The sequence below is a fragment of the Pseudoalteromonas sp. AOP7-A1-14 genome, assembly GCF_052376275.1.
Classification (GTDB): domain Bacteria; phylum Pseudomonadota; class Gammaproteobacteria; order Enterobacterales; family Alteromonadaceae; genus Pseudoalteromonas.
The window spans coordinates 1-12,513 of the sequence record NZ_JBQSVO010000109.1; the positions used below are offsets into that span (position 1 = coordinate 1).

The 12,513-nt window shown below is 40.4% G+C and carries 9 protein-coding genes and 2 pseudogenes; 4 read left to right on the forward strand and 7 right to left on the reverse strand.

What is annotated here, in order from left to right:
• Nucleotides 1-99: pseudogene (locus ACT3RM_RS14480) on the reverse strand (TetR/AcrR family transcriptional regulator); the annotation flags it as partial.
• A gap of 216 nt (nt 100-315) precedes the next feature.
• Between ACT3RM_RS14480 and coaD the strand changes: the two are divergent.
• Together coaD and ACT3RM_RS14490 are read left to right on the forward strand one after the other, a co-directional pair.
• On the forward strand, nt 316-798 hold the full coding sequence (coaD, locus tag ACT3RM_RS14485; RefSeq protein WP_441993043.1) for a pantetheine-phosphate adenylyltransferase: 483 nt from the start codon (nt 316-318) through the stop codon (nt 796-798).
• Nucleotides 795-2,201, forward strand: a complete 1,407-nt coding sequence (locus ACT3RM_RS14490; protein WP_441993044.1) for a capsule assembly Wzi family protein — start codon at nt 795-797, stop codon at nt 2,199-2,201. Before coaD ends, ACT3RM_RS14490 begins: the two co-directional genes overlap by 4 nt.
• A 630-nt stretch (nt 2,202-2,831) precedes the next feature.
• Here the strand turns inward: ACT3RM_RS14490 and argH are convergent.
• The 5 genes from argH to argC form a co-directional block, all read right to left on the reverse strand.
• Nucleotides 2,832-4,697 carry an argininosuccinate lyase gene (gene argH / locus ACT3RM_RS14495; protein ID WP_441993045.1) on the reverse strand — a complete coding sequence of 622 codons (1,866 nt, stop codon included), beginning with the start codon at nt 4,695-4,697 and terminating at the stop codon, nt 2,832-2,834.
• Nucleotides 4,698-4,766: 69 nt separating this feature from the next.
• Nucleotides 4,767-5,969: an argininosuccinate synthase gene (locus tag ACT3RM_RS14500; RefSeq protein WP_441993046.1), complete on the reverse strand. Its 1,203-nt coding sequence runs from the start codon at nt 5,967-5,969 to the stop codon at nt 4,767-4,769.
• Nucleotides 5,970-5,979: 10 nt separating this feature from the next.
• Nucleotides 5,980-6,900 carry an ornithine carbamoyltransferase gene (locus tag ACT3RM_RS14505; RefSeq protein ID WP_441833807.1) on the reverse strand — a complete coding sequence of 307 codons (921 nt, stop codon included), beginning with the start codon at nt 6,898-6,900 and terminating at the stop codon, nt 5,980-5,982.
• Between the two features lie 7 nt (nt 6,901-6,907).
• On the reverse strand, nt 6,908-7,669 hold the full coding sequence (gene argB, locus ACT3RM_RS14510) for an acetylglutamate kinase (RefSeq protein ID WP_441993047.1): 762 nt from the start codon (nt 7,667-7,669) through the stop codon (nt 6,908-6,910).
• Nucleotides 7,650-8,678 carry an N-acetyl-gamma-glutamyl-phosphate reductase gene (gene argC, locus ACT3RM_RS14515; protein WP_441993048.1) on the reverse strand — a complete coding sequence of 343 codons (1,029 nt, stop codon included), beginning with the start codon at nt 8,676-8,678 and terminating at the stop codon, nt 7,650-7,652. The genes argB and argC overlap by 20 nt, the downstream gene beginning before the upstream one ends.
• Nucleotides 8,679-8,892: 214 nt before the next feature.
• On the opposite strand from argC, the gene argE reads away from it, so the two are divergent.
• Nucleotides 8,893-10,044 carry an acetylornithine deacetylase gene (gene argE, locus ACT3RM_RS14520; RefSeq protein WP_441833804.1) on the forward strand — a complete coding sequence of 384 codons (1,152 nt, stop codon included), beginning with the start codon at nt 8,893-8,895 and terminating at the stop codon, nt 10,042-10,044.
• 43 nt (nt 10,045-10,087) lie between these two features.
• On the opposite strand, the gene panP is transcribed toward argE, so the two are convergent.
• Complete coding sequence (gene panP, locus ACT3RM_RS14525) at nt 10,088-11,716, reverse strand: pyridoxal-dependent aspartate 1-decarboxylase PanP (protein ID WP_441993049.1); 1,629 nt, start codon at nt 11,714-11,716, stop codon at nt 10,088-10,090.
• A gap of 257 nt (nt 11,717-11,973) precedes the next feature.
• Between panP and ACT3RM_RS14530 the strand changes: the two are divergent.
• A pseudogene (locus tag ACT3RM_RS14530) lies at nt 11,974-12,513 on the forward strand (GGDEF domain-containing protein); the annotation flags it as partial.

Genomic DNA, 12,513 nt, shown 5'->3' on the forward strand with positions numbered 1-12,513 from the left:
CCCCATATGAGAAGCAATATGATTGGTAGTAATTGCCCGTTCACCATATTGATTAAACAGCGCAATACTAGTTTTTATAATTTTATCCTTGGTGCTCATATCGATTTACTCAGATTGTTTTTAATACGGATGTTCAAACTTTGTTCAAGAAAGGTCGAACATTCAGTATAAACAAATTAGAACCATTAAAACACCTCCTTGTAAATTTCTAACTTAAAAACGATAAGCACCTGAATAATTGAAATAACCTCATTTGCTGACCTCAATAGAAAACACTGTTAATATAACAAGCAAATTTATACTGAGCCGAAATTTATGAAAGTCACCGCTATTTATCCTGGTACCTTTGATCCTTTGACCAACGGCCACACTGATTTAATTCAGCGAGCAGCAAAAATGTTTGACACTGTTATTGTTGCTATCGCCCATAATCCAACGAAACAGCCCTGTTTTACGTTAGATGAAAGAGTGGCACTAGCAAATACCCTACTAAACCATATAGATAATGTCTGTGTTATTGGTTTTTCAGGTTTATTAGCTGATTTAGCCCGCGACCATCAAGCCAATGTATTGATCAGAGGTATCCGCGCGGTTTCTGATTTTGATTACGAATTTCAACTTGCCAACATGAATCGCCGACTCAACCCTGATTTAGAAAGTATATTTTTAACCCCCGCAGAAAAAAATTCATTTATTTCTTCAACTTTGGTTAAAGAAGTCGCCAGACATAAAGGTGATGTAAGCGAGTTTGTCAACCCGCTAGTCGTTAACGCATTACAGGAAAAGTTCCACGGATGAAATTTAACAAGCTGATGCTTTCGCTTACTCTTTTCTCTACCTCAAGTTTAGCGCAGCCGTGGATAAGTAGTAATGATACAATGCTTAGAGCCTCAATAGAAATGTTAGTTAATCAAGGCGTTATTAATCAACCGATAAATACTTACCCACTAATGTGGCAAGGTATTGCCCGAGATTTAGCGCAACTTGATAGTAGCCAACTAAATGAACAGGTGTTTTTTGCTTACCAACATGTGAAGCACGCATTGGAATTTGCCAAACAAGGCAGTAGCTCTGGTTTTCGTGCTAACTATAATAGTGCGCCTGAATTATCGCAAAGCTTTGGTGAACGCAACCAGCAACAAAGTGGTATCAATAGTTATGGTTCGATTACTGGCGACCGCGTTAGCGCGAAAGTAAGCGTTAATTATGCTGACCAAGCGCTTGATCAAAAATACATTAACTATCATGGTAGCTACCTTGCCGTGTTATTTGGTAATTGGTCGGTTAGTGTAGAACAAGTTGATCACTGGTGGGGACCGAGTAACGATAATGCTCTCATGCTTTCAAATAATGCAGCTCCTATGGAAGGGCTGCGTTTTACCCGCGCAAATAGCCAGTACGCCGGACCAAATTGGCTATCGTTCATTGGTAATTGGCAACTTACGGGCATTTATGCCAAACAAAAACCCATACAAGATCAAACAAATGATGGTAATTATTGGGCATTGCGCCTTGCAAGTACACCCATTAACGGTCTTGAAGTTGCCATAAGTAGTAGTGGTTCGGATTTTTTAACCACGACTTCTTTTAAGCAAGCAACCCTCGATGAAAATATACAACAGACAGAACACCGCCTCAGTAGTATTGATGTTAAATATTCAACGAGCTTATTTAATCAACCGATTGCTGTTTACTCTGAATTAATGGGCAAAAGTAAAAGTGGCATACTACCCAGTTCGCCTTTTTATACCCTTGGTGTAGAAAGTTACTTTGGCAGTTCTGCACAATTAACTAAAGCATATTTAGAATATTCAAATACACAAGAGCTATGTGAGCTTGATTGTACTTACGGTAATAACTATCAAACATTACAGCAAGGTAGCTATACCCAAAAAAGCCGCCTTATCGGCTCGTCAACACCACAAAATAGTCAGTCATGGGTTCTAGGAGCACAGTACTTCTCACATGATGGCTTTGGAGCATATACAAAGCTACGCTATATAAGTGCTGAGTCAGTAATAGGTAATCTTAATAATCAATATTTAGTACAGCGTTTTAAACGCCTTCAACTTGAAACAGGCTATCAGCAAGGTGTATTTAATGGCCTGTGGAAAGTAGCTGGCTCAATTTATCAAGATGAATTAGGTGATGAATCAAACACCGATACAGCCCTTAAAACCAGCTGGGAATACCGCTTTTAAATATCTGTTTATAACGTTATTCGAGGCTGACTTTATTGTAGCCTCGAAATCACTTATACGCTTTAGTCAGCCCTAACAAATTCTTGTTGGTTAAAAGCACTATCAACATCTGAACCCCATAAAATTGATAGCTTCTCTATACCCCCCCAAAACCACTCGTGTTGATAGTGCAGAAGATACTAAGTATCAACAATATACGTCGCTACATATAAGAACATGTGACAATTTTATGTAGAGTTTTACAGGATGGTTTTAAGAAAGCTTCTTAATGAAAGTCCCAACGCATAGGCCGGTAACTTCGCCAATAAAGATTTACACAGACTGATTTGTAAACGTGCTACTAGCACTATATTTTGACTTGCCGGTATTTTTTGACTTTTTCATTGTGATGAAGTGAGCGAGCATTTAACTGTATTTATACTAAACGAATAAATACCCCATAATATCCAAGGTTCAGGATTTTTAATTAAATGTATAGCATAATACATTAAGAGATATAGAACTGAATTAATAGATAGGCCAACTATTAAGCATAAAATGAAACTAGATCGGGAGAACAGGTCATACCAGACAGATAAAGATATAAAAAAACGCACAGGGATAACCGTACGTCTTTTATATCCAGGGATTTTAAGCCACGTTTTTACACGGGATCTCCGTACTATTACTTGGCCTCAAAATATATTCCATTGCGACTTCATCACAATTATGTTTGCGTAAACACAGTTCACAATCTTTCATTACCTTTTCAGGTAAGCTTTCTTTAGTGCAGAATGTGAAACCTTGTTTTTCAAAGAAATCAGGTACTCGCGTCAAAACAATAATACGGTTTAGGGCCAGCTTTTTGGCTTTTCCTAATAAGTGTTCAACTAATTGCCGACCCTGCCCGCTGACGCCCGTTTCAGGGTCGATGCCTAGTGAGCGTATTTCAGCAAGTCCCGTGTCATATATATAAAGTGATGCACACCCTGCCACTTTAGAATTAACCTCAGTAATAGCAAACTCATTAATCGAGTGCACCATATCACTTTTAGCACGCGGTAAGTTTTCACCTGCGGTTGCCCAGTGCTGAATTAATTTAGCTATCGATTCAACATCATCTAAGTTAGCGTCACGCACTAATATTTGCTGTTTTTTTTTGGCGCTTTTAACTGCTAAACTCACTTGCTCTAACGATGTGCCGCCCAATGCTTGGCGAGCTTTTATACAAGCGTCTATTTCTAATACAGGATATACATCTTTCTCAAAAATACTATGCACAGATTTGAATTGTTCTAAACTTAAATCTTCTAAGTTATTCCCTTGAGCAATAGCCATTTGTACAAGTACACCAACAATGTGATGGCCTTCTCTAAACGGAATACCTTTGGCAACTAGGTAATCAGCTAATTCAGTCGCATTAGAGTGACCTCCTTTAGCCGCAGCAAGTGTACGCTCGCCATTAACTTTTACACCTTTAATACACGCTTGTGCCATGTGTATACACGCAAGCCACGTTGGCATTGCGTCAAACAGACCTTCTTTGTCTTCTTGCATATCTTTATTATAAGCAAGCGGCAATGCTTTTAAGGTCATGGTCATGCTGCTGAGTGCACCAAAAACACGCCCTGTTTTACCACGAATAAGCTCAAGTGCGTCTGGGTTTTTCTTTTGTGGCATCAGTGATGAGCCTGAAGTTACATTATCTGCAAGCTCTATAAATCCGGCCTCACCTGAATTATAAAATATCAAATCTTCGGCCATACGCGATAAATGGATCATCGAAATCGATGCGCAACTTAAAAGCTCAACCACAAAATCACGGTCTGAAACAGCATCTAAACTATTTTTAGTTGCGCCGCTAAAGCCTAACTCTGTAGCCAGTGCTTGACGGTCAATTGGGTAAGCAGTACCCGCTAATGCACCACTGCCTAGTGGGCTGTAGTTTAATCTTGCTTTGGCATCACTTAAGCGGCTTTCATCACGCTCGATCATTTCAACGTACGCCATACACCAATGACTGAATAGTAAAGGTTGGGCGCGCTGTAAATGAGTATAGCCCGGAAGAATAGTGCCAAGCTCTCGCTCAGCAAGGCTAATAAACTCGCCTTTAAGTTGTGCTAATGCCTCAAGTAGGTGATCCGCGGTATCACGACACCACAGTCTAAAATCAGTCGCTACTTGGTCGTTACGGCTGCGTCCAGTATGTAGTTTTTTAGCTAAATCACCGACTTTTTCAATTAGTGCAGCTTCAACATGAGAATGAATGTCTTCTGCACCTGAAGTCGCAACCGCTTGTGGATTCGCTTTTACTTCGTCTAATAACTCATAAAGTGCTGCAACTAACGTTTTATGCTCTTCATTACTCAAAACATCAACTTGCTTTAAGGCGCCAGCCCATGCGACAGAGCCAATAATGTCTTGCTCTGCTAGTTGATAATCAAAGGGAAGTGAGTCGTTAAATTGCTTAAACGCCTCATCTGGACCCGTAGAAAAACGCCCGCCCCATAATGCCATTAAATCTCTCCAAACCCTTAAATGACTCCGCTGCGCCTTATTAATAAAGCACAGCGGAGCTAAATTAAATTACTTTTTCGTCATCGCTGAAATTCTGCTTGAAAGCGAGAATAAACGAATAAACCCTTCAGCATGCGACTGGTCATAAACATCGTCCGCCCCAAAGGTTGCAAAGTCTTCACTGTATAAGCTATTTGGTGACTTTTTCTGAATCGCTGTCACTTGACCTTTGTAAAGCTTAAGTACCACCTCACCTGTTGCAAGGGTTGAAAGTGCTTCGGCTCCCGCTAAAATTGAATCTTTAAGCGGTGTGAACCAACGACCATCGTATAAAAGGTGCGAAAACTCGCCGCCTAGTACTTCTTTCCACTTACGGCTTGATTTATCAAGCACTAGCTCATCAATAGCTTGCAATGCAGCCATCATTACTGTGCCACCTGGAGTTTCATAACAACCACGAGATTTCATACCCACTAAGCGGTTTTCAACAATATCAACACGGCCAATGCCATGAGGTGATGCAATATCATTAAGCTTAACTAAACAGTCATACGGCTTAAGTTGCTCACCATTAACGGAAACTATTTCACCTTCAACAACGTTAAGAGTCACTAGCTCTGATTCATTGGGTGCTTGTTCTGGTGAATTAGTCCACGTCCATACTTGCTCACTAGGTTGACACCAAGGGTCTTCAAGCTCGCCCCCTTCATGAGAAATATGCCATGCATTGGCATCACGGCTATAAATTTTAGTCGCGGATGCAGAACAAGGAATATCACGATCTGCTAAGTAATCAAGTAATGACTCACGGCTTGTTAAGTCCCATTCACGCCATGGCGCAATTACTTTAAGTTCAGGCGCAAGCGCTGCGAAACAAGACTCAAAGCGTACTTGGTCATTACCTTTGCCCGTACAACCATGAGAAAGCGCATCAGCACCCACTTTACGTGCAATTTCAACTTGTGCTTTAGCAATTATAGGTCGAGCCATTGAGGTACCTAACAAATAAGTGCCTTCGTAGATTGAACCCGTTTTAAGAGTCGGATAAATGTACTCACTGACCATTTCATCCTTTAAATCTACGACATAACATTCAGAAGCCCCTGAGGCGATAGCTTTTTCTTCAACACCCTCTAGCTCTTCAGCACCTTGGCCGACATCGGCTACAAACGCAACAACTTCACAACCGTAGTTTTCTTTTAACCATGGCACGATAGCCGACGTATCTAAACCACCAGAATAGGCTAATACAACTTTTTTAATAGAACTCATTGGTGATACCTTACACAAAATTTGGATTTAATAACGAAACAAGCAGAGCGTTTTGCGCATGCATACGGTTTTCTGCCTGTTGTATAATTTTTGACGCCGGGCCATCCATTACTTCAGAGGTAATTTCAAACTCCCGATGTGCAGGCTGACAATGCAATACAGTGTCAGCTCCTGTTTGTTCAAGTAATGCTGTATTTAATTGATACGGCATATACTTTTCTTTAACTAGATCAAGTGGCGTTTCATCGCCCATTGACACCCACGTATCAGCATACACCGCATTACAGCCAACGGCGGCTTCAACACGGTCGCTTACCATTACTGATGCACCATTCATTGCCGCAATTTGTTCTGCTTGCTTTAAAATTTGTGCATCAGGTGAATTACCTTTAGGGCACACCGCTACAAAATCAGTACCCAATGTCGCAGCCAATAACATTAACGAGTGAGTCACGTTATTACCCTCACCTAAGTAAGCAAGTTTTAACTGACTAACATCACCGTACACTTCTTGTAGGGTTAAAAAGTCAGCAAGTGCTTGGCATGGGTGATATAAGTCACACAAGCTATTGACCACAGGGACACTTGAGAATTCAGCTAGCGTGGTTAACGTTTTATGCTGATATACCCGCGCGACAATGCCATCAGCCCAACTTGCAATATTCAATGCAAAATCTTTAACTGATTCGCGTGCGCCCATGGCGCCATTTTGCGAGTCTAAATAAACCGCATGGCCACCTAACTTATTAATACCAATATCAAACGACAAACGTGTACGTAAGCTTGGTTTTTCAAATAAAGTAACCACTGACTTGCCCGCTAATGCTTGGCTAAAATCAACTGGGTTTGCTTTAATTTTTTGCGCTAACTCAAGTAGTTTAAGTGCGCCTTGTTGGTCCAGTTCTAGACCTGATAAAAAATGATTAAACATGTAAAACCTATGGTGTAATTTTTGTTCCAACGTGCTCGCCAATAAGAAGAGCCGCTAAGTTTTCTGGCTTTTGCCAACTCGAAATGTATACACCGCGTCGTAAATGCTGGGCAGCAAGAAGGCTAGTCTTAACTTTAACCTCCATTCCGCCCAAAATGACTCCGTCTGCAATTAATGTATTGATCTGATTTGTATCCAATTGATGAAGCGGTTGCTTATTAGCATCAAGCACGGCCTCTACATCGGTCATAAAAATAACTTCTGCATCTAACTCCTTTGCTATTGCTGCCGAGGCTTCATCAGCATTAACATTATACCATTGGCCATCTTCACCAAAGCCAACAGAGCTAACTAATGGCAAACGTCCTTGCTCTAAAAGGCTAGGAATAATACCAGGCTCGCCACTGGTACATTGACCGACCTGCCCTAATGCTTTTAGCTTTTGCGAAGCAATAACTCCTGCTTCATATAAACTAAGTCCTACAGGTTTATGGCCTGCAACAATTGCTTGGCTCATTAATTGTTTATTAGCACAGCCTGCCAGCGCACCGACTATATAAGGCATTTGCTCTTTTGGACTAATACGTAAACCTTGGTGCTTAGCACTAGCAAAACCTGCATCAGTAAGGCACTTATCAACTAATGATCCACCGCCATGAACAATAACAAACTGCGCTTGGGTTTGTTTAGCCAATACTTCAAACAACGCTTTTGCGGCATCTTCTGTATTGAGAACCGCACCACCGAGCTTAATGACCCATGTTTGCATTACTTACACCCTTTAAGCCTGTGCTATGGGGTAAGCCCATAGCTAAATTAATACACTGAACTGCTTGGCCGGCAGCGCCTTTTAATAAGTTATCAATTGCGGCCATTACAATAAGTTGCGTTCCTTGTTGCTGCCATGCAATATCTACAAAAGGTTGTTTAGCCACCCCTTTAATTGACGGGACTTTATTGCCGAGCAATCTAATTAATGGTTCATCAGCCAATACTTTATAAGCTTGCGTAACTTGTTCAGTTGTTACACCTGCTTTTAACTGCACGTAAATTGTTTCTAAAATACCCCGAGGGAAATTCCCTAAATGCGGTGTAAACAACACTTTATGACCTAGATGTAGCTCAATTTCAGGACTGTGGCGATGCTTAAATAATCCATAAGGTGTTAAGGATACTTCACAAAAATGAGTACCTACACTTGCTTTACGACCCGCCCCTGTAACACCTGAAACCGCATTAATAATAATCGGCTGTTCGGCCAAAAAACCAGCTTGTTGTAGCGGCTTTAAAGCATTAAGTGCTGCAGTTGGATAACAGCCTGCCACTGCAATTAACTTCGCTTTAGCAATTGCATCGCTGTTCCACTCAGCAAGACCATAAGCTGCATCAGCGAGTAGCTCGGTATGTTGATGCTCAAAACCATAATAGGTTTTATAATCTTCATTACTACTTAAACGATAACCACCGGATAAATCGAAAACCTTCTTACCCATGGCTAAAAAGCGTGGAGCTAAATCAACACTTACTTTATGGTCGGTGCATAGACATACAAAATCAGCTGAATTTTCAATGTCGTTATATGCGCTTTCGCCCAACGGTAATAAAGGCGAATCAAGCAAACCAAGGTGCTCTGGATACAAATCGCTTAATAATTTATTTTTATCTAAGCTTTGCTCAGAAACATAACAACCACTTAACGTTAATTGTGGGTGCTTAGCCACTAAACTGGCTAATTCTGCGCCGCTATAACCACTTGCGCCAATAATTACTACTTTCATTCGTTACTCTTTTTTGGTTTTGTTACATCATAGAAATTCAAATCAGGTTCGATAACACGTAAACAGGCTATCTTAAGTAATGAAATCAGTTTATCGTCGTTGTGTGAACATAGCGTTACTTAATATATTTATGCTTAAAAAGTGAATTGATATTCATCATAAATACTTTTATATTGTTATGCAATTAGAATGAATGATTATTTTGGAATTTTTTATGCCTTTACCGTCTTTTTTGTCCATGTATCAGCAATTAATTGCAGCGCCTTCAATTAGTGCTATGGATGAGTCATTAGCAATGACCAACAAAGGAGTAATTGATTTACTCGAAAGTTGGTGCACCGAACTTGGTTTTGAGTGTGAAATTACAGAGTTAGCAGGCCCAAAAGGCCGCTTTAATTTACTTGCTAAGCGTGGCCAAGGTGATGGTGGTTTAATGCTCGCCGGTCACACTGATACAGTCCCTTTTGATGATAGCCGCTGGAACTACAATCCATTTAAGTTAAGTGAACATGATAATAAATTATACGGTTTAGGTAGTATTGATATGAAAGGCTTTTTTGCTTTTGTATTACAAGCAATCAGCGAGCTTAACGAAAGCGAACAAAACCAACCTATTTTAATTTTAGCAACCGCCGATGAAGAAACCACGATGGCAGGCGCTCAGCAAATTTGTAAACACCCGAACTTAAAACCAGCGCGCTGTATTATTGGTGAACCTACTGATATGAAGCCTGTATTCACTCATAAAGGACATATGAGTTCGGCGATTCGGGTAATTGGTCGTTCGGGTCATAGCTCAGATCCTGAACGCGGTTTAAACGCAATTGAAGTGATGCATAAAGTCACTTCAAAGCTATTAATACTTAAAGAAGAATTAAAGAATAAATATTCAATTGAACATTTTGTTATACCCTACCCGACTTTAAACTTGGGTCACATTCATGGTGGCGACAATGCAAACCGTATTTGTGGTTGCTGCGAAATGCACATTGATATGCGCCCATTGCCTGGTTTAAGTGTGCAAGAACTACAAGCTATGCTACTTAATATAGCCAGCGAAATTAACAACCAATTCCCTGATGCGGTGAGTGTTATCGATATGCACGAACCCATCCCGGCCTTTACTGGTAGCACAGACTCAGCACTAGTAAAACTGGCTGAAAAAATATCAGGCGAACAAGCAATTGCTGTAAATTACTGCACTGAAGCACCATTTATTCAGCAATTAGGCTGTGAAACGATTGTTATGGGTCCCGGTTCAATCAACCAAGCACATCAACCAGATGAGTTTTTAGCGATGGAAAAAATTAAACCATCGCAAGCTATTATTAGTGAAATGATAAAAGCGAATTGTTTTAGTGAATAAATAACAACATTATTGGTGTTATGTCACCATGACACCAATATTTTTAATTCATATATTTACTAAGATACTTTTTAAATACCGGGTCTGATTTAGCGAGCTCTTTTTGCTCCACTAATATGTCTTTTAAAATTTGACCCGATGTCAATGGGTTAGCCAGTACCACTCTAAATACTACCGTCGGCTGATAATCGTATTGCTCAGGCGTTAGTCGAGTACGTGATACAAACGATCGGCCTGCTTCACGTTGGCGTTTTTGCATGCTGGCGGTAAAGCGATTTAAGGAGGCAAAAATATCAAGGCGAGTTTGCGGATCGGCTTGCGCTATTTTTTGCTTAATTTGCTTGGGCACATAACGATAGGTTAATAAACATAACTCAGGTTCAGAAATAAGCTCAAAATCATCCTCGCCTTTAATTAAGTCGGCAAAATAATGCGCTTTATTAATTGAGCGATCTATTAGCATTTCATAACCTTTACGGCCAATCACTCGCAGACAAGCATGTACTAACATTGCCATACCTGGGCGGCTACCTTCAAGGGTATGACTGCCTAAATCTTTTGAGCCTTTACGTAAAATATACTCAGCATGGTGTTCAATAGCATCGGCTGCGGCCGGGTCTTTAAATAGCACTAACCCTGCCCCCATTGGTACATACATTTGTTTGTGGGCATCAATGGTGATTGAATCAGCTCGTTCAATGCCTTTAAGAAGTGGTCGATAAGTTTGTGAAAGTAACGTTGCCCCCCCCCATGCAGCATCAACATGAAAATGACAACCTAGCTCTTCACTTAAGTCTGCCATTTCATCAAGGGGATCGATATTGCCAGTTTCTGTTGTACCTGCAACCCCTACTATCGACAATACTTTAATGCCTTCGGCTTGCAGCGCTAATGCTTTTTCGCGCATCGCACTGACATCCACCTTATTGCTATTACCAGTTTTGATTGCCACAATATTATCGCGGCCAATCCCTAGCAAGTCGACTGTTTTACCGAGTGAATAATGGCCACGCTCAGAAACTAATACCGCTAACCCTTTGTAGCCATAATGCAGCATGGCACTAACGAGTCCTTGTGAGCCAATACCTTTAAATTCACCATCGGCTTTTAAAAGTCGGTTACGGGCAATCCATAAAGCGGTAATATTTGCGACCGTACCACCTGAGCAAAATGCCCCTAAAGAGGTTTTAGCACTGTGCATACATTTACTATAAAAATGATCCTCACGACCATATGCCAAATGATGCATCATACCAAGTACTTGGCGTTCAAGTGGGGTAAAGGCTTTTGACGTTTCTATTTTTACGAGGTTTTGATTCAACCCCACCATCAATTTAGAAAGTGGTAGAACAAAATGCGGTAATGCCGAGGTCATATGGCCAATAAAGCTTGGTGCAGCGGTATGTACTGAGTGAGCCACAAGCTGATCCATAATATCTTGTGCATAGACAGACACAAATGTAGGATCTTCAGGGATCACCGCTGATTGAAAGTCTTTTTCTATTTCATGTAAGGGCTTTTCAATCGCTGCAATATTTTCATTCAGAAACCCCGCTAAATTACTTGAAATTTCAAGCTCAATTTTACTTAACGTTGAATCAGGGGCTTCAGGTACAGTAAAAACTCGCTTCAAGGATTCTTTAGAGGCGACAGCACTACGCGTTTGTTCCATCTTCATACCTACTAAGTGTAACCCACGTTAAATACGCATTAATATAAAATACCGTGGCCACATTGTTTTCTATTAATGCGCTTAATTTTACTGTAATAGAGGTAAAATGTCTTGTAAAAAGCTATAAAAGCTAACGGCTACATGACAAAAAAAATGATATATTGGTGAATTATGCAGTGTTAGCATAAAAGTTATGGTGATTCAGTTACTCTCAAATATCAATACAATAAACCGCTTATTTATAGAGACGCAAAGCAATGATAAAAGGAAATTTACATACTAATTGGATCATCACCGGATTTATTGCTTTTTTTATTAGCTTGTTCAGTTATGTTTATTACACTTACCATACCGCTCGCGCTGAGATTATGCAGAGCGTTGATACTCGACTGCTCAATGCCGCAGTGACCGTTAAACATATTTTAGGCAGTGACTATCATACTCGCTTAGATAAAAAAGCAATTAGCTTTTTAGAGTATCAAGCTAAAAGCCGTAAACTCTCTGAATTTGCTAACGCCTTAGATATCGCCTATGTGTATGCAATGGTAATACGCGATGAACAAGTGCACTTTAGCGCATCAAGCTACACCCAAGCCGATCAGCATACAGGAAAAGTAACCCAGCTACTGGATTTATACCCAGAAGCAACTAAAGCTAATAGAGGTGCTTTTTATTCTACCGAGCCAGTATTCGAGGTATCTCAAGATCAATGGGGGCACTTTAAAAGTATTTTTGTGCCTTTTACTGATAAAAACGGGACGACTTATTTAACAGGTGCTGATATAACAATTTACGAC

Excerpts from the sequence above, each read along its gene's own strand:
- ACT3RM_RS14505 (WP_441833807.1), bottom strand. The coding sequence starts at position 6,900 with ATGTTTAATCATTTTTTATCAGGTCTAGAACTGGACCAACAAGGCGCA.
- argB (WP_441993047.1), bottom strand. The coding sequence starts at position 7,669 with ATGCAAACATGGGTCATTAAGCTCGGTGGTGCGGTTCTCAATACAGAA.
- ACT3RM_RS14500 (WP_441993046.1), bottom strand. The coding sequence starts at position 5,969 with ATGAGTTCTATTAAAAAAGTTGTATTAGCCTATTCTGGTGGTTTAGAT.
- argC (WP_441993048.1), bottom strand. The coding sequence starts at position 8,678 with ATGAAAGTAGTAATTATTGGCGCAAGTGGTTATAGCGGCGCAGAATTA.
- coaD (WP_441993043.1), top strand. The coding sequence starts at position 316 with ATGAAAGTCACCGCTATTTATCCTGGTACCTTTGATCCTTTGACCAAC.
- panP (WP_441993049.1), bottom strand. The coding sequence starts at position 11,716 with ATGGAACAAACGCGTAGTGCTGTCGCCTCTAAAGAATCCTTGAAGCGA.
- argH (WP_441993045.1), bottom strand. The coding sequence starts at position 4,697 with ATGGCATTATGGGGCGGGCGTTTTTCTACGGGTCCAGATGAGGCGTTT.
- argE (WP_441833804.1), top strand. The coding sequence starts at position 8,893 with ATGCCTTTACCGTCTTTTTTGTCCATGTATCAGCAATTAATTGCAGCG.
- ACT3RM_RS14490 (WP_441993044.1), top strand. The coding sequence starts at position 795 with ATGAAATTTAACAAGCTGATGCTTTCGCTTACTCTTTTCTCTACCTCA.